18 protein-coding genes and 1 pseudogene are annotated in these 22,934 nt (G+C 40.5%); 3 read left to right on the forward strand and 16 right to left on the reverse strand.

Features of this window, described 5'->3' with window-relative positions; all coding sequences use genetic code 11:
* Positions 1-57: 57 nt before the first annotated feature.
* Complete coding sequence (locus J7338_RS01370) at positions 58-495, reverse strand: hypothetical protein (RefSeq protein WP_210794920.1); 438 nt, start codon at positions 493-495, stop codon at positions 58-60.
* A gap of 661 nt (positions 496-1,156) precedes the next feature.
* Between J7338_RS01370 and J7338_RS01375 the strand changes: the two genes are divergently transcribed.
* Positions 1,157-2,335, forward strand: coding sequence for a hypothetical protein (locus tag J7338_RS01375; protein WP_210794922.1), 1,179 nt, complete (start codon positions 1,157-1,159; stop codon positions 2,333-2,335).
* Positions 2,336-2,677: 342 nt separating this feature from the next.
* On the opposite strand, the gene J7338_RS01380 is transcribed toward J7338_RS01375, so the two are convergent.
* From J7338_RS01380 to J7338_RS20710, 14 genes and pseudogenes are all read right to left on the reverse strand, one after another.
* Positions 2,678-5,764: a ligand-binding sensor domain-containing diguanylate cyclase gene (locus tag J7338_RS01380; RefSeq protein ID WP_210794924.1), complete on the reverse strand. Its 3,087-nt coding sequence runs from the start codon at positions 5,762-5,764 to the stop codon at positions 2,678-2,680.
* 29 nt (positions 5,765-5,793) lie between these two features.
* A complete protein-coding gene (locus J7338_RS01385) occupies positions 5,794-6,279 on the reverse strand; it encodes a phosphatidylglycerophosphatase A family protein (protein ID WP_210794926.1) in 486 nt (161 codons plus the stop codon).
* Complete coding sequence (gene thiL, locus J7338_RS01390; RefSeq protein ID WP_210794928.1) at positions 6,276-7,250, reverse strand: thiamine-phosphate kinase; 975 nt, start codon at positions 7,248-7,250, stop codon at positions 6,276-6,278. Before thiL ends, J7338_RS01385 begins: the two co-directional genes overlap by 4 nt.
* 44 nt (positions 7,251-7,294) lie before the next feature.
* Positions 7,295-7,705: a transcription antitermination factor NusB gene (nusB, locus tag J7338_RS01395; protein WP_210794930.1), complete on the reverse strand. Its 411-nt coding sequence runs from the start codon at positions 7,703-7,705 to the stop codon at positions 7,295-7,297.
* 15 nt (positions 7,706-7,720) lie between these two features.
* Entirely contained in the window at positions 7,721-8,185 is a 465-nt protein-coding gene (gene ribH, locus J7338_RS01400) for a 6,7-dimethyl-8-ribityllumazine synthase (protein WP_016708079.1), read from the reverse strand.
* Between the two features lie 101 nt (positions 8,186-8,286).
* Entirely contained in the window at positions 8,287-9,399 is a 1,113-nt protein-coding gene (gene ribBA, locus J7338_RS01405; protein ID WP_210794933.1) for a bifunctional 3,4-dihydroxy-2-butanone-4-phosphate synthase/GTP cyclohydrolase II, read from the reverse strand.
* A 29-nt stretch (positions 9,400-9,428) separates the two neighbouring features.
* The gene (locus tag J7338_RS01410) at positions 9,429-10,082 is read right to left on the reverse strand and encodes a riboflavin synthase (RefSeq protein ID WP_210794936.1); all 654 of its coding nucleotides are present in this window, start codon (positions 10,080-10,082) and stop codon (positions 9,429-9,431) included.
* Between the two features lie 12 nt (positions 10,083-10,094).
* On the reverse strand, positions 10,095-11,237 hold the full coding sequence (gene ribD / locus J7338_RS01415; RefSeq protein ID WP_210794939.1) for a bifunctional diaminohydroxyphosphoribosylaminopyrimidine deaminase/5-amino-6-(5-phosphoribosylamino)uracil reductase RibD: 1,143 nt from the start codon (positions 11,235-11,237) through the stop codon (positions 10,095-10,097).
* A 1-nt stretch (position 11,238) separates the two neighbouring features.
* Positions 11,239-11,688, reverse strand: a complete 450-nt coding sequence (gene nrdR, locus J7338_RS01420; protein WP_210794942.1) for a transcriptional regulator NrdR — start codon at positions 11,686-11,688, stop codon at positions 11,239-11,241.
* A gap of 102 nt (positions 11,689-11,790) precedes the next feature.
* Positions 11,791-13,047: a serine hydroxymethyltransferase gene (gene glyA, locus J7338_RS01425; RefSeq protein WP_210794944.1), complete on the reverse strand. Its 1,257-nt coding sequence runs from the start codon at positions 13,045-13,047 to the stop codon at positions 11,791-11,793.
* A gap of 737 nt (positions 13,048-13,784) precedes the next feature.
* Positions 13,785-15,068 carry a threonine synthase gene (gene thrC / locus J7338_RS01430; RefSeq protein ID WP_210794947.1) on the reverse strand — a complete coding sequence of 428 codons (1,284 nt, stop codon included), beginning with the start codon at positions 15,066-15,068 and terminating at the stop codon, positions 13,785-13,787.
* 18 nt (positions 15,069-15,086) lie between these two features.
* On the reverse strand, positions 15,087-16,013 hold the full coding sequence (thrB, locus tag J7338_RS01435; RefSeq protein WP_210794950.1) for a homoserine kinase: 927 nt from the start codon (positions 16,011-16,013) through the stop codon (positions 15,087-15,089).
* 9 nt (positions 16,014-16,022) lie between these two features.
* Positions 16,023-18,440, reverse strand: a complete 2,418-nt coding sequence (thrA, locus tag J7338_RS01440) for a bifunctional aspartate kinase/homoserine dehydrogenase I (protein WP_210794952.1) — start codon at positions 18,438-18,440, stop codon at positions 16,023-16,025.
* 230 nt (positions 18,441-18,670) lie between these two features.
* Positions 18,671-18,811 (reverse strand): annotated as a pseudogene (locus tag J7338_RS20710) (response regulator); the annotation flags it as partial.
* Between the two features lie 178 nt (positions 18,812-18,989).
* Here J7338_RS20710 and J7338_RS01445 point away from each other — a divergent pair.
* Together J7338_RS01445 and rdgC are read left to right on the forward strand one after the other, a co-directional pair.
* Positions 18,990-20,753, forward strand: coding sequence for a sensor histidine kinase (locus J7338_RS01445; RefSeq protein ID WP_210794955.1), 1,764 nt, complete (start codon positions 18,990-18,992; stop codon positions 20,751-20,753).
* A gap of 119 nt (positions 20,754-20,872) precedes the next feature.
* Positions 20,873-21,784: a recombination-associated protein RdgC gene (rdgC, locus tag J7338_RS01450; protein WP_210794957.1), complete on the forward strand. Its 912-nt coding sequence runs from the start codon at positions 20,873-20,875 to the stop codon at positions 21,782-21,784.
* A 66-nt stretch (positions 21,785-21,850) separates the two neighbouring features.
* On the opposite strand, the gene J7338_RS01455 is transcribed toward rdgC, so the two are convergent.
* Positions 21,851-22,690 (reverse strand): HDOD domain-containing protein, encoded by an 840-nt coding sequence (locus tag J7338_RS01455; RefSeq protein ID WP_210794959.1) that lies wholly within the window; start codon positions 22,688-22,690, stop codon positions 21,851-21,853.
* Between the last annotated feature and the right edge of the window lie 244 nt (positions 22,691-22,934).

Here is a 22,934-nt window from a genome sequence, read left to right on the forward strand (position 1 = left end):
TTAGAATTTACCTTGCGATTTTAAAGTTAAAATACAGCTACATAAGTAATTAAAAAGCTACTTATACAGTGTATTTTCGAATTTTTTAAAGTGCTCATTTTTCTCTACGTTGAATGCAACATGGAAAGGGCGAAGCGTATTTCCAAACAATCCTCTATCAGCCATTAAATGCATCCATGGAGCCAATAAAACGTAATCAAAACCGTAAAAATAAACCCAAGCAACAGAGAAAACGGTCCAAGTCAAATAACTGTGTGATGTGTTGTAAATGACGTAGAATATTTTGGGTACATTCTTGTTAATATACTTGTAGTAAACCATCCCGGGGTAAAATCCAAAGAGATCAATTCCCCAAAATAGTGCGTTAAATAAATACCAATTTATACTTTCGTAGTTAAGAGCTGCGACCCCAGCCATAACAATCAGTAGTACAGAGTGTTCCATCCGAACAAGGTTATGAGTATTCACCGTCTCATATTTATTGTTAATATCCACGTAACTTTTCCTTAAATTATTAGTTACTTTTAAATATTACATTACTCGCCTATTGATTGTAAATACGACAAACACATCTACAGACGATAAATCATACTAAAGTCGAACTCGCAAATTCATTATAGATTCAAAGTGATAGGCAAAATAAAAGTTGAGTTAATTGCATTTTCCACATGTGTTAAGCAGACAATCTGCCGTGTCATATTTGATAACTTACTCACTAAATTAGACCAATCACGCCAGCTTTTAAAGCACAACAGCGCCTTACTTAAACTCTAAATAAAATGAACTTGCCCTGCGTTTATAACTAAATAAAATTGCATTTATATGAATAAAATGAGCAGAAAACAGCACCATTAGTTAGCATTTTTGGATGCGCGTTAGGCTATTGTGAACTCACAATACACGTATAAAAAACTGTATCTCCTTACATTTAATGTTGAATAAGTACCCAGCCACTCTCATAGCCCTTTATAAAAATTAGGGTAATTGACTCTAGATAGAAAAGGTGCAAAGATTCCGCTGCGTTTTATTTCACGTAAAAAATAAACCAAGCGAAAGAGTGCAAACTAACCATGACACGCTTTGGATTCGCTACCAATATTTTTCACTGCGTGAAAGGCTAACACCTAAACGACTTCAAGGATGTGACATAATTAATATGAATACGTTAAAAAAAACCTTACTATGCTCGCTATTTGCACTACCCTGCCTTGCTCAAGCTGTCGATATTGCTGGCAAAGTAGGTGCACAAAGCCGGTTTTTCACACACGATGAAAAGCTTCAAACCTCTTTACTCGCAGAGCCTGAACTCTACTGGAGCGATGAAGAGAGACGTAACAGCTTCACTTTCAAGCTGTTTGCACGTTATGACGAGTTAGACGACGAGCGCACCCACCTAGATATTCGAGAAGCATTATGGCTCCATGTCGGTGATAGCTGGGAGTTTCGCGCTGGTATTGGCAAAATATTTTGGGGTGTGACCGAATCCAATCACTTGGTTGATATTATCAATCAAACTGACCTAGTCGAATCTATTGATGGAGAAGAAAAGCTAGGTCAGCCCATGTTACAAGGCACTATTTTAAGAGATTGGGGTGTACTGAGTGCATTTGTACTACCTGGCTTTCGTGACAGAACGTTTCCCGGCATAGATGGGCGGCTTACTGGTCAAATAGTCATTGATACACACAATCCGCTTTATGAGGATAATGATAAAAAGGATCATTTTGATTATGCTTTGAGATACAACAACTCAATCGATATTTTTGATTTTGGTCTCAGTTGGTTTAAAGGCACCAATCGTGATCCACACATGGTGTACCAACCGCTAGAAAATAATCTTCACCAACTGTCGGGCATTCCTTTATACGATCAAATGCAACAATTTGGCGTCGATGCTCAAGCTACGATCGGTGATTGGCTATGGAAAATAGAAGCCATCGCCCGCGACGATTCGATTGGCAACTTTGGTGCATTTACCGCTGGGTTTGAATACACCATGGTTGGCTTCGTAGACATCACCGACCTTGGCTTACTTATGGAGTATAACCGCAATTCACGAAATGAACGCTCACTATCACCTTTACAAAATGATATTTTCGTGGGTGCACGATTGGCGTTCAATGACGTACAAAGTTCACAGTTATTAATTGGCTATACACAAGACTTAACCGAATCGAGTTCAAAGAGTGCGTTTATAGAAGGTAGCCGCCGTTTGGGTGAATCATGGAAGCTCACTTTAGACGTACGACTCTTTACAACCGATAATCCGACTATGCCACTTTATGGTATTAGAAATGAAGATTATGGCTCTGTAACGCTGGAATACTATTTTTAAATTATTAATTTAAAATATGCATACCAAAATAAACAAACCCAACCGTGATGTTGGGTTTGTTTTTAAGCAATAAAAAAGCTTAACACTGAGCACCTACTTTGAACTGTAACTCTCTTTTGAATAATTGCTTTCATCTCTGTTATAGAAGGCTCTGAGAACACTTTATGTCAATATTTAAGTATCTACACAAAATGCTACACTATCCTAAAAACATGAGGTGTACTTCTTTGAAGTTCCATGTGTTCGCTACGATCTGTTAAACCACTAACTATTAAGGACATAAACTTAATAGCCTTTAGTTGGCCTCCCAACGCCTTAACGTTATACGTTAGGATATTTTAATTAGCGCATCCACACTATGATATCTGCTAAACCATTAGTTTGTAATACACTCAGTTGTTGCTCAACATTATTGGTTTGCTCAAATTCAAAGGCATCTAACTGTTCATCAAAGGTGATATTTGCAACACCATCGCCACCGCGCTTTTTAACTTGATGTAGCGCGATATCCGCCAAGTTGACAGAGGTTTCCCAACCAATAACCTGACCACCTAATAATGGTAATGGGTAAAATGAAAAGCCAATCGATGCTGTCAAATTTATACTGTCACCACTGGGCAACTTAAATGTGTGATCAGCGATGGCTTTACACAGCTGTGCAACATAACTATCGATTGCAGTGCGTTTAAAGTCACGTAGCAGTAACAAGAACTCATCACCACTCCAACGGGCAACATAATCAGATCCTTGCGTACGAGAGTTAAGCAACGCAGCCATTTGTTGCAAACAACTATCACCACCAATCGGTCCATAAGCATCATTAATGCGGCTAAAATTATCAAAATTAATAATTAACAACACCAAGGATTTTCCCTGCGCTTGTAATGATTGCGAGTTACGCTGAAAGTGCTCAATATCTTTTGGTAGTTGATCAAATAAGAATCGACGGCTTCGAAGCCCTGTAAGTTCATCTGAGTGGCTCATAAGCTTTAGCTGTGAGTTGACTTGGTTTAGCTTATCATTAGCGTGGCGCAACTCACCTGTACGTTCAGTGATCAGACTTTCAAGCGCGGTTTGCTTACGGCGTTCTTGCTTTCTAAATACCCAAAACACCAAATAAAATAATAAAATAAAACTACTGGTGATAAGCAGTCTAAAATAAATTGTTTCATCAAACCGTCTTGGCACCACAAATGAATATTCCGTACGTTGCGCCTTCTGCCAGCCCTCACCTTGTCGTTTAGCTTCAAGTTGAAACAAAAATGCACCAGGCGGTAAATTGGTATATATAGCTTCACGGCGAGTATTAGCATAACGCCAATCGTTATCTAAACCAGTTAAACGATAGCGAAACTCAATACTGGTCGGCGCATAATAATCTATCGCGGTGTATTTTAGGGTGATATCACGCTCATCGATTTCTAATTCCGGGTTACGCCCTAATGCAGCTGTTGCAAGTTTACGTATCTCGGTATTTAAACTCTCAACCTTTGGTTGCAATCGTTTAACGCCAAATAGCTCAATATCTTTCGGGATCTCCACCACACCTTGCAGGCTCGGATACCACATTGAATTACCTAACTCCGCCACAGCGTCATGGCCAAGGCCGGTACAACATTGACTGGCCTTACCGTCAAGTTGGCGATCGTATGACGAAATAACTTGCTCCACTTTTAAGCTTTCAATATCGTTAGTAAACTGCTCAACCGGCATTCGGTAGACACCTTTCATGGTACTAACCCAAATACGTTTGAGCTTTTCATCATAACGTAAACTAAAAATAGAACCATAAGGTAAGCCATTGGTGGCATCTAACTGACGCCAATGTCCTTGTGTGCTTCGATAAAATAAACCATCATTTAATGAGCCGATTAAAATACCGACCCCATCAATGTTTAAGATGCTAGTAACATAAGCACTTTCAAGGCTGGTTTGATCGCCAATTTTTTCAATACCACGATCAGTAAAGTAGTAAGCGCCTTTACTTGTACCAATTAAACCAAAATTAGCCTCATCAACAACATAAGTAATAAACTTACTGCCTAAAAATGCGTTATAAGCGAATGGGGTTAAACCACCGTAGCTAAGCCGGTACATACCCCGGCCAGTACCAAGCCAGAAGCCTCCTTTGCTGGAGCGACTGATCGCAAACACTGGGTTATCTTTTAAGGCGCGTCCAGGGACAGTGAACAAGGTATTGTTTTCATAAATATACACACCACGTCCAGTGGCGATATATAAACGTGAGCCATCAAACTGTAAATCATGCACGGCTGCACGTCCGTATTGATTACTTGGGATTTGATTGATAAAGTTTTTATCTAAATCAAAGTAGCCTACACCACTGCGGTTAGCGACCCACAATCGCCCATCGGGCGCTTGGCTAATGGCCATAACCGCTTCGGTCATTTGTGATATAGCTGAGTGACGTTCTATTCGGCCTTCGTGCGCAAGCCATAATCCTTCACTAAAACTCGCAAGCCAAATATTATTATCATTATCGCGATATAAATCAGCAAACCAAATACTTTGGTCAAGTTGGCTCGGTTCAACCCATTGCCAATCGCCGGAGTTGTCTCGAAACAGTAAGCGCCCATAGGTCGAAATCCACAGTGCTCCATTTGAGTCACTCATAAATTTATAAACCGCTGAGTTATTCGCATTGGGCAGTGGAAAGGGCCTTAACTCGTCATCTAAATCTAAAAAGTAAGCACCGAGCTCTGACGCTAAATATAAGTTGCCTTCCAACCATGCTAAATCGTGAATAATCGTTTGTGCTAAACGCTCAGGTATAGATACCTTAGCAGTTAGTTCTAAGCGTAATTTTGCAAAATCAGAGGAGGAATTAGTTAACCGTAGCAAGTATCGTTCATTCACCAGCCAGATCCCTTCTGGCGATAATGCCAGCTGACTGACAGTACCAACAATCTGCTTTACTGAACTGGCACTCATTACAGGGACTAGTAAGTCATGCACTGCGCTGACATTGATCTGATTGCGAGATACAAAGTACAGGCCATTCGCTGCTATCCAAATACTGCCTTTCGCATCTTCGATAACATCGCGTACAGGGCCTTTTACACTAAACTCTTGCGCTGCCATAGTGGTGGGATCGATGACCACAATACCATCTTTAGTACCAATCCATAAATAGCCTTCGCTATCGACTAGTAATTTATTAATGCCGTTACTAGGTAAAAAATGACTATTTAAGGTGTTGTAATTAGTGAATGTATTGCCATCAAAGCGACTAAGGCCAAACTGAGTGCCCAGCCACATATAACCTTGCTTATCTTGCACGACACTTTTAAGTGACTGCGATGGTAAGCCATTTTGCATATTCCATTGTTTTACAACATAGTCGGTAATTGACGCCTTGCTTGGCATACTGCAGAACAGCATAATAATAACCAATAAAAACCGCATCATAACGTCAATACCTCGTTGCAAAACTAAGGTTAAAAGGGTAAATAGCCCATTTTAAACAATGCCTGAACACAAATTAATGAAAATATACCAGCTAAAACATCATCCGCCATAATACCTACACCACCATGAACCCGCTTATCAAGAAAGCGAATAGGACCTGGCTTAGCGATATCAAAAAAACGAAATAATAAAAAACCCACTAACAGAGACTGCCAACTTAATGCCGCTCCGATCATAGTAATGTAAAATCCGGCAACTTCATCCCATACAATCGCGGGATGATCATGTACGCCTAGATCATCTGCGGTTTTACCACATGCCCAGATCCCAAAAATACTAATAACCACCGCAAAAACAATTTGTAACCATAGCGGAAAATACATAGTGGTAAAAATAAACGGTAGCGCAGCTAAAGTACCAAACGTACCCGGTGCTTTAGGCGCTAACCCTAGACCAAAGCCCAAACCAAAAAATTGATGAGGGCGCTTTAAATTAAATAATGCAGGTTTATTCAAACCGACTCCTTGGTGAAGTGTTCAAAACCAGCATCATCATATGCTAATTTTTCGCCATCGAGCATCAGCTCAACTTCGCCTTCACCACTTTTTATTTGTCCAATGCAGGCTGCATCAACACCATACTGGCGCAATTTCATTTCCAGCATATTTTTATGGCTATCAGTTACCGTAAATAACAACTCATAGTCATCGCCATAATTAAGGATAAACGGCAGTTGTTGATCTCGTTCTAAAGTAGCACGCAATGCATCCGAGGTTGGTATTTTATTCACATCAATACACGCGCTAACTTGCGACAGAGCTAGAATATGCCCAAGATCTGCCAATAGACCATCTGATATATCAATCGCTGATGATGCTAAACCGCGTAATACTTGCCCCGCAGCAACACGCGGAGTTGGGTAATCAAATCGTTGATTAACGTACCTTAAGTGCTCTGGATCAATCTTAATATCTTGCTTACGTGCTTCAATCGCAAGTCCGGCATCGCCAAGCGGCCCAGTGACATAAACCCAGTCACCTACTTTCGCACCGCTACGGCGCAGAGCTTTACCTGCAGGCACCGTACCTTTCGCACAAATAGTGATAGTTAACGGCCCTTGCGTGGTATCGCCACCAATAATTTGCACATTAAAATATTCTGCGATTTCATGCATGCCTTCGGTGAATTCTTCTAGCCACTCAACATCAATATTTGGCAACGTTAAGGCAACCGAAACCCACGTAGGCTCAGCCCCCATAGCAGCTAAATCACTTAAGTTTACAGCAAGAGCACGATGCCCTAATGCACGCGGTTCAATGTCATCAAAAAAGTGTACGCCTGCGACCAATGTATCGGTGGTAATCGCTAACTGACAATTTTCGGGAACAGTAACCAATGCACAATCGTCGCCAATCCCTAAATTAACATCGCGACGGGTTATGCCACGACCTTTAAAATAGCGATTTATTAATTCAAATTCCTTCATACACAAAAAAGCCGGCCTATGCCGGCTCTCCTTTTACGGTCGCATTACTTACGTAAATGCTTTACCGCTTTATCAAGTACACCATTAACAAATTTATGGCTGTCTTCAGCGCCAAATATTTTAGCAAGCTCAATACCTTCGTTGATAGCAACTTTATAAGGTACATCTTCACGGAATTTCAGCTCATAGCTGCTTAAACGTAAAATCGCTTTTTCAACCATATCTAGCTCATCAAATGGACGAGTTAAGTGTGGCGATACGGCTTCGTCTAGTTGCTTATGATTTATAGCAACACCACGTGAAAGATCTTTAAAGTATTCAACATCAATTTTAGTCACATCATTTTCGATCAACATTTGTTGTTCTATATCGGCAATTGCATTGCCGCTTAATTGCCAAGAATAAACGGCTTGAAGTGCTAAGATACGTGCTTTACGTCTTGCTGCTGGTTTCACAAAAATTCCTTAAACTTAAATTTTATCTAACACATTAACCATTTCAAGTGCGCCCAAAGCAGCTTCGCCGCCTTTGTTGCCCATTTTAGTGCCCGCGCGTTCAATCGCTTGCTCAATGCTTTCTGTGGTTAATACGCCAAATGCAACTGGGATATCGTACTCAAGCGACACTTGCGCTAAGCCTTTATTTGATTCGCCCGCGACAAGATCAAAATGTGGTGTACCACCTCTGATCACTACGCCTAAAGCGATGATTGCATCATACTCTTTTTTTGCTGCAACGCGTTTTGCCGCTAAAGGTAACTCGACCGCACCAGGTACATAAACTACAGTAATATCATCATCAGATACACCACCAGTACGTTTCAATTCATCAACAGCACCCGCTAAAAGGCTGCTACCTATAAAGTCATTAAAACGAGAAATAACAATAGCGAATTTTTTGCCAGGAGCGTATTTATTACCTTCAATAATTTTCATTCGATAACCCTAAAAAATAAGTTCAAGCGGTTGCGATTGCGCAAAAATTGCTGCGCATCATACCATATAAATAAAAAAATAGCCTAGTTTAAGCGTTGTGCTTATTGCGGCTCAACGTAGTCAATCACTTCTAGGTGAAAGCCCGATAACGCATGGTACTTTTTAGGCAAGCTCATCAAACGCATTTTTTCAATGCCCAAGTCAGCTAAAATTTGTGATCCTACGCCCACTGTACGTGAAGTACCTTGGAATTTACGATGCGCTACCGTCTCACCTGCATCTTCTGCCGCAAACGCTTTGACTGTCGCTTCTAGTTCTTCGGTGCATTCTTGCTTACCAAGAATAACTAACACACCTTGATGCTTTGCAATATAAGCCATCGCATCTGACAAGCCCCAGCTTCTATCGGCATTACGATCAGATAACAAAATATCATTAAAGGTACTTTTTAAATGAACCCGTACTAAGGTTGGCTCATTCGTTTTAACCTCACCATTTAACAGCGCATAATGCAGCTGGCCGTCGATGGTATCTTTATAAGTAACTAAATCAAACTCACCATGTACGGTTGGCAACTTACACTTTGCCACTTGCTCAATGGTGGTTTCGTTCATATTACGGTATTCAATTAAATCAGCAATTGTACCAATTTTGATATTATGTTGCTCAGCAAATACTTCTAAATCAGGACGGCGCGCCATGGTGCCATCGGCATTCAGAATTTCCACAATGACTGATGAAGGCTCTAAACCGGCTAAGCGGGCTAAATCACAACCAGCTTCAGTGTGACCGGCACGCGTTAATACGCCACCTGGTTGTGCCATGATAGGAAATATATGCCCAGGCTGAACGATATCACTTGGTACTGCACCTTTGGCTATCGCAGCTTGCACAGTGCGAGCGCGATCTGCGGCCGAAATCCCCGTAGTCACACCTTTCGATGCTTCAATGGACATCGTAAAGTTAGTTGAAAATGCCGCACCATTGTTTTTTACCATTAATGGTAAATCAAGTTGCTCACAGCGCTCTTGAGTCATGGTTAGGCAAATTAAGCCTCGACCATGAGTGGCCATAAAATTGATCGCTTCTGCACTAATGTGCTCGGCTGCGATAATTAAATCGCCTTCATTTTCCCTATCTTCATCATCCATTAAAATAACCATTTTACCGGCTTTAATGTCATCAATAATTTCTTGTGCGCTGTGTAAATTCATAATCTGCTCGTGTAAGTTGTGGAGTGCGTTTATTTAATAAAACCGGCTTGGGCGAGTAAACTCATCGAAATATCTGAACTAGCTGGCTGCTCTGTCCCTTTGATCAAACGCTCTAAATAACGCGCGATTTGATCTACTTCTAAGTTCACTTGCGTGCCTACTTTAAAATCAGCAATAGTTGTTTGCTCACTAGTGTGCGGCACAATTGTCAGTTTAAATTTATTATCTGCTACTGCATTTACTGTTAGGCTAATACCATCAATGCATACCGAGCCTTTATAAGGAATATATTTCATAAGTTGTGCATCGGTGCTTAACCAGTACTCAACGGCACGCGCATTAGGCGTAATTGCGGTAATAGTAGCGATGCCATCGACATGCCCTGAAACTAAGTGACCACCTAAACGAGATACTGGCTGCATGGCTTTTTCAAGGTTTACTGTTTGCCCTTGTTTATAGTGAGCAAATCCCGTTAAACTGATCGTCTCATTTGATAAATCAGCGCTAAAGCCATCACTGTGCTTGGCCACAACCGTTAAGCAAACCCCGTTAGTTGCAATGCTATCGCCTAAATTTACATCGGCCATATCAAGGTTATTACTTTTAATGCGGATAGCTAAATCGCCTTGCTTTTGATGTAACTCGCTAATAGTGCCCGTCGCTTCGATGATCCCAGTAAACATAGTGGTTACTCTTTAATTATTTGGTTTAGATGAGGCTTTGCGTGGTGTCGCCGTGATACGAATATCGTCACCGATACACACACACTCATTAATTGATAAATTAACAACGTCCTGCATACTTGTCAGCTCTGTAAAGTTTAGTAAGCATTTGCCGTCATTCCCTAACAACTTCGGCGCCAGATAAACAATATATTCATCAATTAAATTACATTCAGTCATTTGGCCCGCTAAGGTTGCCCCCGCCTCTAACCAAATATGATTAAACTGTTGCTGCGCTAATAGTTTCATGGCAGCCACTAAATCAACTTTATTATTTTTTTCTGGTACAACAATATGGCTTACGTAATGAGGCCATTGCTGTGATTTATCAAGTTCAGTGGTAAGAATAATTACTTCACTGGTAATGCTAAATAATGCTAGCTCAGGTGTTAAACGATTTTGTGAATCAATAATAATACGTACAGGTTGGCGTACAGGTAATTGTGTTGGTAACGGCTCTGGTAGCTCATCAACACGAACATTGAGTTTTGCATTATCAACTAATACTGTGTCCGCGCCGCTTAAAATAGCGCAGCTTTGTGCGCGCTGTAGTTGCACATCTTGGCGAGCCTTAGGGCCAGTTATCCACTTACTTTGACCGTTTTTAAGTGCCGTTTTACCATCAAGGCTTGCGGCCATTTTGCAGGTAATAAATGGCATACCTTGCTCCATGCGCTTTAAAAAGCCACGGTTTAACAGCCTTGCTTGTTGTTCTAACAAACCTGACGCAACCTCAATGCCCGCGTCCGCTAAAATAGCTAAACCTTTTCCGCCCACCTGCGGGTTTGGATCAACCATAGCAGCAATTACTTTTACCACGCCAGCAGCTTTTAAACCTTCGGCACACGGCGGTGTACGACCAAAATGGCTACAAGGTTCAAGCGTGACATAAGCAGTTGCGCCAAAGGCTTGACTGCCCGCCATCGCTAATGCATTCACTTCGGCATGGCCTTGGCCAGCTATTTGATGAAACCCCTCGCCCACAATCACGTCATTTTTTACTAATACACAGCCAACATTTGGGTTTGGGGTGGTAGTAAAGCGTCCTTGTTTGGCAAGCTCAATCGCTCGGGTCATATAAGAGAAGTCTTGTTCGCTAAACTGATATTGGTTCATATCACTCTCCTAAACGGGCAATTTCTTCACCAAATTCGCGAATATCTTCGAATGAACGGTATACCGATGCAAATCTGACGTAAGCGACTTTATCGAGGTTTTTCAGCGCTTCCATAATACACTCGCCAATCAGGTGACTGGAAATCTCACGCTCGCCAGTGGCACGTAATTGCGATTTAATAATATTAACCACTTCATCAACTTGCTCGGTACTGACAGGGCGTTTTTCTAATGCGCGGTGCAGACCATTAAGGAGTTTATCTTCATTGAAAGGTTCACGGCTACCGTCTTGTTTGATCACCCGAGGCATTACAAGTTCTGCGCCTTCAAAGGTAGTAAAGCGTTCATGACATTCATTGCATTCACGGCGTCGCCTTACCTGGTGGCCACCTCCCACTAAACGCGAGTCAATCACTTTGGTATCTTTTGCGGTGCAAAATGGACAATGCATAGGTATCAGCTTCCGTTAAAAACAAAAAAGGCCGCTTTTAGGCGGCCTTTATAATAGCAAAAAACTAAGCTATTGTGATCTAAATTACTGTTTGTAACTCAATTAAGCGTAAACAGGTAATTTTTTACAGATTGCTTTAACTTTCTCTTTTACTTGTGCTTGTACTGACTCATCGTTGATGTTGTCTAGTACGTCACAGATCCAACCAGCAAGCTCTTTAGACTCTGCTTCTTTAAAACCACGACGAGTAATTGCCGGTGAACCAATACGTAAACCAGACGTTACAAACGGTGAGCGAGGGTCATTTGGTACTGAGTTTTTATTTACCGTGATATTAGCATTACCTAAAGCCGCATCTGCGTCTTTACCAGTGATGTCTTTATCAATTAGATCAAGTAAGAACAAGTGATTTTCTGTTTTATCAGAAACGATTTTATAGCCGCGCTCTTGCATTACTGCAACCATAGCTTGGGCATTTTTCACAACTTGTGTTTGGTATACTTTAAACTCAGGTTGCAATGCTTCTTTAAATGCCACTGCTTTGGCAGCAATAATGTGGCATAAAGGACCACCTTGGCCACCTGGGAATACTGCGCTGTTAAGCTTTTTATAGATAGCTTCGTCGCCACAAGCAGAAATAATCAAACCGCCACGAGGGCCTGCTAATGTTTTATGAGTCGTTGTAGTAACAACGTGCGCATGAGGTACTGGGCTTGGGTAGATGCCAGCAGCAATAAGACCTGCAACGTGAGCCATATCAATAAACAGGTAAGCGCCTACTTTGTCAGCGATTTCACGGAGTTTAGCCCAATCAACAATACCTGAGTATGCAGAGAAACCACCGATGATCATTTTTGGTTTGTGCTCAAGTGCAAGCGTTTCAACTTGTGCGTAATCAATTTCGCCAGTCGCTTCGTCAAGTCCGTATTGGATTGCGTTATAAAGCTTACCAGAGAAGCTTACATGTGAACCATGCGTTAAGTGACCACCATGAGCTAAGCTCATACCTAACACTGTATCGCCAGCATCTAATAAAGCTAAGAACACAGCAGCATTTGCTTGTGAACCTGCGTGAGGCTGAACGTTTGCATAATCTGAACCAAACAATTCATTGGCACGGTCAATCGCTAGTTGTTCAACCACGTCAACGTGCTCACAACCACCGTAGTAACGTTTGCCCGGATAACCTTCAGCATATTTGTTTGTTAGCTGTGAACCCTGCGCTTCTAGTACGCGTGGGCTACAGTAGTTCTCAGATGCGATAAGCTCGATGTGTTCTTCTTGGCGAGCAGTCTCTTTAGTGATTGCTTCAAATAACTCTGGATCGAAATCCGAAATATTCATGCTACGTTCTAACATGGGGGCTCCTAGGGCAACGTGTATGGGTATTTTTGAAGGCTGAATTATACGCTGAAAACGTCAATTTGCCTATGGTGTAAAGATGAACATATTTAAACAGGGATTGAATTTAATTCACAGTGTTTTTGTAATGATATTTTTTTATTGAAGCATAATAAATATTAATGAATAAAAGTAAATAACATTTGCATTATTTATACTTCAAGTTATTGCATTCACGCTTGTTTACACTATTATGATTCCAATGTAATCATGGATGATCATATAATTTATTATGCTAGTTATACCTATCTACGAATCAATTCCTTATTTTTATGTCGTTATTGGCGGACTTTGCGTTTTACTCTCCAACACGGTTTTACCAACAACCATTGGTATTTTTTTATTCTTCAATGGTGCCAACATGTGGCAATTACGCTCCAATTCACGGCGTAAGGATCATAAAGTAAATCGCATAAAAGTTAATAAATACTTTTATTATTATGAACTTAAACCATTTATTCTATTTATGTGCGGATTACTCTTAACCCATTGGATGGCGAATGAATTAGTTATGCTTGCAGGGGTTATGATCTGTCTTATAGCCATTTTAATTTTTTGTTTGCGGGTACTAAACCGTCGTTCACGTTCAATCGTTTAATTTTACGTTACTGCTATTAAATACAATTTTAAACAAGAAAAAACGGCATTGTTTTCACATATGCCGTTGATTTTTAGTTTGACTCAGCGGGTAAAAACTAACCTAGTTTAGCTAATAATATTTCACGCAGGATATCGTAATCATCTGCGATATCCTCGGCTAAGCATGGTTTAGCTAATGCATCAGCTAATGGTTTTGGCATTTCAAGTTCAATATTTAAAATCTCTTCAACACTTTCTTTAAACTTAGCCGGATGCGCTGTTGCCAGAAAAATACCCGCAGAATCAGTTACTAAGTCAGATTTTAGGCCCTGATATGCAATCGCAGTATGTGGTTCAGTGACATAGCCTGTTTGATGAATTTTTTTCATCACTGCTTGGGTATCATTTTCATCAACACTAGTTGAATAAAAATCATCATAACTAAACCATTTGTTATCAAGCATGGTTTGCACACGAGGCCAATTATTAGGTTTACTCACATCCATGGCATTAGACAAAGACTCTATTGTGGCATTAGGCGCCCAGTTTTTATCAAGGATAAAGCGCGGTACAGTGTCATTTTGATTAGTTGTAGCGCTCAATTTGCCCACAGGTAAACCAATTACTGCACCGATCATTGCCGCACATACATTACCAAAATTACCACTGGGAACTGATATATGCGCAGTGGCCCGCTGCTCTTTTGGTAATTGTGCTATTGCTTCAAAGTAATAACAGACTTGTGCAACAAGGCGACTGATATTAATAGAGTTAGCTGAGTTTAAACCTAAGCGAGATTTAACTTCATCATCTAGAAAGGCACTTTTAACCATCGCTTGGCAATCATCAAAGCTACCATCTACAGCGTAGCAATGGATATTATCACCCAAAGTAGTAAACAATTTTTGCTGTGCTAATGAGATTTTACCTTTTGGATACAGGATAACCACATCAATATTCGACTTGTTATAAAATGCATGTGCAACAGCTGCGCCAGTGTCCCCTGAGGTTGCGGTGAGTATTGTGGTTTTTTCACCTTGGCTAAATTGTGCTAAGCACTCAGCCATAAAGCGGCCGCCAAAGTCTTTAAACGCAAGCGTTGGACCATGAAACAACTCTAAACAATAAATATTCTTTTCAACTTCAACCAATTTAACGGGGAAGTTAAAGGCATTTTGCACCATTTGCGTAACCGTATCAGCAGGTAATTCATCACCAATCAGATGCGATAAAATCTTACTGCTGCGAGTAACAAAGTCCATATCGAGTAAACTATCAACATCAGCTAAAGGCACGAGTGATTCAGGGAAAAATACACCTTGATTACGTCCTAAACCTGTTTTAACCGCTTCAACAAACGACACTTTTTGAGAATCATCTTTTAAATTATGTAGTTGCATTATTAGTTCCTTAAATTCTTATAGCTGACGCGTGCCGGCGTTATCGAGTTTACAAATGTGGCAGAAGCCTTGCTCATTAATATAGTTTTGTTCAAGCCATTGTGCGCATTGCTGCGCCGCAGTAAGTGTTTTGCACACGGTAAATAATGTAGGGCCAGCACCTGAGATACTGACAATCTCAGCACCAAACTCTGGCAACGTCGCTTTAGCTTCACTAAAGCCATTAATCAGTGATGCGCGATGCGGCTCCGCTATTTCATCACTCATAATAGCGAGTGCTTCATCAAATCGGTTAGTTAACAATAGGGCACTAAACGCTGATAAACGCTGCGCAAACTCAACGCTCGCATGCATACTTAGCTGTTTTGGTAATACTGAACGCGCTTTAGCGGTATTCAGTGAGAAACCAGGAAACGCCGCCACATAGTACCAACTTTCATCAACCGGTAAGGCAATTGATTTATTTGGAATTAAATCACCAGTAAGCTGTAATCCCCCCAAGTAACAGGGAGTGATATTGTCATAATGGCGACCTCCACTAGCAATTGCTTCAAAGTCAGCCATTAGCTCGATTAACTGCATTTGGCTCAGCTCTGTACCTGCAAACAGATTTAGCGCAGCAAAGGCTGCTACCACAGAGCAAGCACTTGAACCAAGACCAGAGCCAATTGGTAAGTTCTTTTTTAATTCCAGTTTAACGCTCGCCATTGTGGGTGCAACATGTTCACGAAAATGCACTAAACACTGATACGCTAAATTTTCACTGGCATCGCTGGGAAGTTTATGAGCGTAATCGCCTGAGCATATAAACTCGTCGCTCTTACTAGCAGTTACCGTAACGACATCACCTAATAACGTGCCATCAATAGGGGCAAGCGCAGCACCTAACGCATCAAAACCAACAGCAAAATTACCTATCGAGGCTGGAGCATATACTTCAATCATTATACTCTCCTAGCGCGATAACGTTTTTAAGATGTCAGCAAACACACCGGCCGCAGTCACTGCTGAGCCCGCACCATAACCACGAATAACAAATGGACGTGGTTGATAGTATGCACTCAATATTGCTAAAGCATTTTCACCATCACGAATAACTGACAGCGCATGTGTTGCATCTACCGCTTCAATGCCAACTTTACAGTGACCAGCTTTAATCGTCCCCACATAACGCAACACTTTCCCTTCGCTAGCCGCGCTTTGAATGCGGTCGTTAAAGGCGGCATCTAAACTTGGCAATTTAGCCATAAATTCGTCAACGTTATCACCTTGGGCAAAACCCGAAGGAAGCACTGATTCAACTTCGATATCGCTCAACTCTAATTTCATACCGGCTTCTCGGGCAATAATTAATAACTTACGCGCGACATCAGTGCCCGATAAATCATCACGTGGATCTGGCTCAGTAAAACCACTCTCTTTTGCTTTAATGGTTGCCTCAGACAGTGATAAACCATCTTGCAATGCGCCAAACATATATGACAATGAACCGGATAAAATTCCGCTAAATTCAATTAACTCATCACCAGCACCAAACAGTGACTGTAAGTTATCGATAACCGGAAGGCCTGCACCGACATTTGTTTCGTATAAAAACTTACGGTTATTTTTTTGCGTTGCTGTAATTAAATCTTGGTAATAAGCATATGAACTTGTATTGGCTTTTTTATTTGCAGCCACAACGTGGAAACCAGCATTCAAAAAGCCTACATACTGAGCCGCTAAAGCATCTGAAGACGTACAATCAACCAGTACTGGATTGATTAAATGATTTTGCCTAACAAATTGTTCAACCTGTTTGAGGTCAAACGGTTGCTCTGATGCAGCCAACTTTTGCTGCCAATCGTCAAACGCAATTCCTTCTCTATCAAGATGCAATTGACGTGAATTAGCAACACCATACAAGTTTAGTTTGATATTACGTTTTTCAAGCCATGCTTGCTGACGCTCTAACTGCTTAATAAGTTCTTGGCCAACTAAACCACAGCCTAATAAAAATACATCAATTGATGGGATATGAGTGAAGAAGTTTTCGTGACACACTTTTACAGCATCATTACACAGCTCGCCGTCAATCACTGCTGAAATTGCACTTTCAGTTGAATCCTGAGCAATAGCAACAATGTTAACTTGTGCTTGAGCGAGTGATGCGAAAAATTTAGCAGCTAAGCCTTTATGAGCGCGCATATTATCACCCACTAAAGTAACGATTGCTAAATTACGCTGCACTTGCACAGGTTCAATTAGTCCCGCCTGTGACTCAAGTTCAAACGCAGTTTGCAATGCCTCAAGAGCCAATGGCAAATCTGATTCATGGACACAGAAGCTGATACTAAATTCACATGACGATTGAGTGATCAGTACAATCGAAACATTATCGTGAGCAAGAGCATTAAAAACTTTTGATGCCATGCCTACTTTGCCTTTCATACCTGGCCCTGAAACCGTTAGCATCGCAAGATTTTGTAAACTAGATAACGCTTTTACCGGCTCCGATGACACATTATCATTACTGATCAGTGATCCTTGTGCATCCGGATTATGGGTATTTTTAATTTCACACGGCACGCCAGCTTTAGCGCACGGTAGAATTGTTTTAGGATGGAGAACTTTAGCGCCAAAGTAAGAAAGCTCCATTGCTTCTTTATATGATAAAAAATCAACCTTAGTGGCTTTTTTGATATAACGCGGATCAGCACTGTAAACACCATCAACGTCAGTCCAAATTTGACATACTTGCGCTTCTAAACACGCTGCGGCAATTGCGGCTGAATAATCTGAGCCATTACGTCCCAGTGTAGTTAGCTGGCCTTGCTCGTTGCTAGCTGTAAAGCCAGGCATAATATAAATAGTCGCAGGATTAGCTTTTAAAGCCGTTTGAAAACGAATTTTACTCATCACTAGATCAGCTTCGGCATCAATATGACCATTAGTTGATGCAATGCAATCAGTTGCTTCGAGGTAGTGGGCGTTATGTGAGCTTAATAAACACTGCATCAGTGATACACTGATGCGCTCACCAAAACTAATAACATAAGCACGCACTTGATCTGGACAACATTGGATGAGTTTGACACCCGCTAGCTTATTTTGCAGTTCGTTTAAATCAGGCCAGTTTTGAACACTACCATATTCAGCTTCAACGGCTGCTTTTAAGCTTTGACAGCGCTCAATTAATGCGTGCCACTGTGTATCATAATCAAGTCCTTGTTCAGCAGCACTTGCCAGTGTAACCAATGAATCAGTCATGCCGCCAGGGGCTGATAGCACCAATAACATTTCGTCTTTTAATTGTGCTTTAACTAACTGCGCTACCTGTTGTAAGCAGGCAAAGTCAGCAAGTGACGACCCACCAAATTTTAATACTCGCATTTTTTATGTTTCCTCATCCCATAAAACGAAAAAAGGCCTGTGTTCGTTGTGAACACAGGCCTTTAAATTTGTTGCACCGACCTATGCCACTATCCAGTAAGAATGGTGGTTGTAATAATAATGGTCAATACGTGATTATTTGTTTTCATGGCCCTTAGACTGCCTTAAACAGGGCTATTCTGTCAACCCCAAATAAAAAGATAAATTATGCCTTTTGATTATAAAGAAATCTAATGAATGCCAAATTTATGCAGCATTTCATTTAATCTCGTTTTATCTATCAGATTATCAACGAAGGCTATAGATCCTAACTTAGCGACACCTTGTTTCATTTCAAGTTGAGTATCGGCCGAGATAACCAGCACAAAACATTAACAGCGATAAGCTTAAGTTTTTGCTAAAAAAGAAAAATTAATAATATTTGTACTAGTAAATAAGATTATTTTATTTATTTTTAAACATTTATTAGCTAACTTTAGTACTGAGTGTACTCGTTGCTAGGGTATTAATTAAGCTTTATGAAAAAAATAAAGGAGCTATAGGCCACCTATGCTACAAAAAAGCCTATCAAAAAAGCTACTTACCAGCGTGTTATCCGTCTACTTTTTATTAACTTTTGTAGTCACGTGCGGGCAAGTTATTGCAGAATATGTAAACACGAAAGATTATATACGTGACGAACTGACGACTTTACAAAAAACATTTAGCCGTAGTTTAACCCGTGCTATTTGGGAGCTAAACACCAAACAAACCATCACCACAGCAGAAGGCTTATTAGCAATTCCAATGATTGAAGGCATCATTGTACGTGATGATAGCGGCGAAATTATCTCACAACTAGGTCGCTCTCTCGATATTCGCGAGCTATACAGCCAACAATTAGTACAAGAAGAAGCCATTATCGAAGATACTCCATCTGGCTTATTCGGTTATACCTTTCCATTGATCTTTGAATTTTCTGGCCGCGCCACCCAAGTAGGTGATGTCACGCTATTTTCGAGCCGAGAAGTGGTATTTAGTCGCATTATGATCTCCATTTATTTTTTAATTGGTAATGCGATGATCAAAACTACATTTTTAATCATCTTATTCTTAATGGCATTTAGAAAACTACTCACTGAACCTCTAGCACAACTAACAGAGCAAATTGAAGAGCTTCAATTAGATGACCTCGAAGGTCAACATATCGAAATTGAAACAACTGAGCACAACGAATTAAAAGTAATGGAGGAGTCATTTAATAAGCTAATAAATAAAGTTGTGCAATACCGTGAAGAACTTGAACAAACCCAAAGAGCATTAATAATCAGTAACGAAAAACTCGATCAGCAAAACTTGCAACTTGAGCAAGAAGTGGCACGTAAAACATCAAATTTAAGTCAAGCCATGATGGACTTGCAGCAACAAAAATACGAGTTGGAAAAACAAAAACTAACGCTCACCGAAGAAGTGGATTTGCGTCGCCATACTGAACAAGAACTACTGACTAAACAAACCGAAATGCAACGCTATGTTGACGAGCTCAATATGGCGCAAGAACGTTTGGTCAGCTCAGAAAAAATGGCCGCTTTGGGTGGTTTAGTTGCCGGTATTACCCACGATATCAATACCCCAGTCGGTATTGGGGTTACTGCCACCTCCTTTTTGCAAGAGCGTTTAATACAAATTGAAAACGCTTACAAAGAAAAAACACTCTCGCCTAAAGCACTTGAAGAGTTTATCAATGATGCCAAACAAAGTACCAGCTTATTAACTACTAACCTAGACCGTGCCTCAGAGCTAGTTGCCAGCTTTAAACAAATTGCGGTTGATCAAGCTAGTGAAGCGGTGCGCACTATCAACTTAAAAGAATACCTTGGTGAAATCATTCGCTCATTACACCCAAAGATAAAAAATACCAGTCATCATATTAATTTAGATTGTCCAGTAGACTTAACCTTAAATCTACCTGCCGGTGCTATCAGTCAAGTATTTACCAACTTGATTATGAATTCATTGATCCACGGGTTCGATGGTGTCAGCAATGGAATTATAGACATTGCGATTAAAGATGAAGATGACCAAGTGATTATCGACTTTAAAGATAATGGTAATGGCGTTACCGAACAGCAACTTGAAAAACTGTTTGACCCATTTTTTACCACTAAACGCGATCAAGGCGGCAGTGGTCTGGGTACCCATATCACTTTCAATTTGGTCAAGCAAACCTTAAGCGGCGAAATCGATGCAACAAGCTCACCAGGGAACGGCTTGCACTATCATATTAGTTTCCCTAAAGACATGCCAAAACCTTTGTCTATATTTAATAGCTAGCGCGCGATACTGTTTGCCAAACACTTGCTTAATTGCTAATCGTTTGGCCAATCAGTCATTTGCGCATCAGCTTTTTATTGTTATGATTGGGCAAATTTACCGAATGGATCAATCTCCCTATGTGGTTTAGTAACCTTATTTGTTACCGCTTTAAGCAAGACGTGTCGTACACCCAAGAAGATTTTGAGAAAGCCTTAGAGCAAGATTTATTTCGCCCTTGCGGTAGTCAAGATTTAAGTACATTTGGCTGGAGCAAAGCCTTTGGTAAACATGGTGATACCTTTTCTCATTTCTCTCAAAAGAGTATTTTGGTTTGTGCTAAACGTGAAGAAAAAGTACTTCCTGCATCCGTTATCAACGATATGGTTGCTGAAAAAATAGAACTTATCGAAGCCGAAGAAAATCGCCCTGTTAAGAAAAAAGAAAAAGACGAGCTCAAAGAAAATATCCTCCATAGCTTATTACCGCAAGCCTTTAAAAAGTCGAGTTTACAGTTTGCCTTCATTGACCAAGAAAATGGCTGGGTAGTCGTTAACAGTGGTAGTTTTAATAAAGCAGAAGAGTTACTGGCACTACTTCGCAAATCATTGGGTACATTGCCGGTAGTTCCTGCATTTGCAAACTATGACTTAGATGTGTTTTTAACAGACTGGTTAACTAACTTCAGTACACCTGAAGGCTTTGCTATAGGCTCTGACGCAGAGCTTGAAGAAGCAGATGATAGCGGAGCTCAAGTTAAGCTTAAAGGCCATGATTTAGCCTGTGATGAAGTTAAATCGCACCTTGAAAGCGGTAAACGCGTAACGAAACTTGCACTAGATTGGCAAGAGCGCCTGAAGTTCATGCTGCAAAATGATGGCTCTATTAAGCGCTTAAGCTACTCTGAAACATTAAAAGAAGAAAATGCCGACATCCCTAAAGAAGACATGTTAGTCAAACTTGATGCTGACTTTATTCTCGCTTCTGAAGAAATTAAGCTAATGCTAGAAGAGCTCACGGCTGGTTTGGGTGACATTGAAGATTTAGCCTAAATCCTGACTGAGTTTTAAATACTAAAAAAGCGCCCTATTGGCGCTTTTTTTAACTAACGACTTAGCTTAATTAAATACTGATTTCACATCATCTAGCATATCGTTGTATTCATCACTTGAGAAAATATCTAGTGATGGGATCACACCCTTATCAATATAAGTTTGTAATGCCGCAGACTTATCTGAGACTTGTAAAATACCTTCCATAATCGCGCCAATACGGATGAAATCAACATAGCTAATATGTTCCGGACGATAGTTAGGATTGGCCCAGCTTTCCGCTACTTCAATAAATTCATCGGTAAACTCCCAAGCGCGCATGATAGCCCCCCCTACTTTACCGCTAAGCTTTTGGATCGCATGCGCTAAAAAGCTTGGATTGGCAAACACTTCAGGGTGACGTTCTGCTTCAGTCAAAATAGGTAATACACCAATGTTATAAACCAATGATGCGAGTGTAATGGTGTCACGATTCAATGAGGTCTGCTTGTTTTTCTTAAGGAAAAACTCCATCACAGTAATTGAGTGACATGCTACTTTTAAGGTCTTCTGCCATGCCTTATCCATATAACCTTTGATCAGCTCATTATTTGAAACAAATAGTTGTTCCATCGCCATTGCTGTTGCGATATTTTTGATTTGACGCAGACCAATGCGCGTTACCGCTTGATTTATATTAGAAACTTTAACTGTTCGCCCCATAAAAGCACTATTTGCGACTTTTATCATCCGTGCTGCTAATGCCGGATCATGAGAGATCACATCAGCCATTTTCGCTAAGTTTACATCTGGATTATCGGCAGCTTGACGTACACGAACCGCAACCTCGGGCAAGGTTGGTAAAACTAACGTGTCATTATTAATACGATCAACCAAAATGGTCAGTAGTGCGTTTTCTGTTGACATAAATGTGCCATCCTTTTGTATTGATTTGTTAATATATCCAAACCATGGAATGTTTATTTTTTATAAATACAGTATTGTCTAAGTTACCGCTAAAGTTAAGAAAATTACAGAAATTATATTAGTTTATTTTTTGACTACAATTTATATCCTTTCGCTAAGGCCATCACAACATAGGAAACTTGCTATTTACGCATAATATTTGCTTTAATGCAGGCATAACAAGGAAGCGAAAAACCCTATCAAG

The sequence above is a fragment of the Pseudoalteromonas ostreae genome (genome assembly GCF_018069805.1).
Classification (GTDB): Bacteria; Pseudomonadota; Gammaproteobacteria; order Enterobacterales; family Alteromonadaceae; genus Pseudoalteromonas; species Pseudoalteromonas ostreae.

Excerpts from the sequence above, each read along its gene's own strand:
- J7338_RS01375 (WP_210794922.1), top strand. The coding sequence starts at position 1,157 with ATGAATACGTTAAAAAAAACCTTACTATGCTCGCTATTTGCACTACCC.
- J7338_RS01380 (WP_210794924.1), bottom strand. The coding sequence starts at position 5,764 with ATGATGCGGTTTTTATTGGTTATTATTATGCTGTTCTGCAGTATGCCA.
- thiL (WP_210794928.1), bottom strand. The coding sequence starts at position 7,250 with ATGAAGGAATTTGAATTAATAAATCGCTATTTTAAAGGTCGTGGCATA.
- ribH (WP_016708079.1), bottom strand. The coding sequence starts at position 8,185 with ATGAAAATTATTGAAGGTAATAAATACGCTCCTGGCAAAAAATTCGCT.
- ribBA (WP_210794933.1), bottom strand. The coding sequence starts at position 9,399 with ATGAATTTACACAGCGCACAAGAAATTATTGATGACATTAAAGCCGGT.
- J7338_RS01410 (WP_210794936.1), bottom strand. The coding sequence starts at position 10,082 with ATGTTTACTGGGATCATCGAAGCGACGGGCACTATTAGCGAGTTACAT.
- ribD (WP_210794939.1), bottom strand. The coding sequence starts at position 11,237 with ATGAACCAATATCAGTTTAGCGAACAAGACTTCTCTTATATGACCCGA.
- nrdR (WP_210794942.1), bottom strand. The coding sequence starts at position 11,688 with ATGCATTGTCCATTTTGCACCGCAAAAGATACCAAAGTGATTGACTCG.
- glyA (WP_210794944.1), bottom strand. The coding sequence starts at position 13,047 with ATGTTAGAACGTAGCATGAATATTTCGGATTTCGATCCAGAGTTATTT.
- thrC (WP_210794947.1), bottom strand. The coding sequence starts at position 15,068 with ATGCAACTACATAATTTAAAAGATGATTCTCAAAAAGTGTCGTTTGTT.
- thrB (WP_210794950.1), bottom strand. The coding sequence starts at position 16,013 with ATGATTGAAGTATATGCTCCAGCCTCGATAGGTAATTTTGCTGTTGGT.
- thrA (WP_210794952.1), bottom strand. The coding sequence starts at position 18,440 with ATGCGAGTATTAAAATTTGGTGGGTCGTCACTTGCTGACTTTGCCTGC.
- J7338_RS01445 (WP_210794955.1), top strand. The coding sequence starts at position 18,990 with ATGCTACAAAAAAGCCTATCAAAAAAGCTACTTACCAGCGTGTTATCC.
- rdgC (WP_210794957.1), top strand. The coding sequence starts at position 20,873 with ATGTGGTTTAGTAACCTTATTTGTTACCGCTTTAAGCAAGACGTGTCG.
- J7338_RS01455 (WP_210794959.1), bottom strand. The coding sequence starts at position 22,690 with ATGTCAACAGAAAACGCACTACTGACCATTTTGGTTGATCGTATTAAT.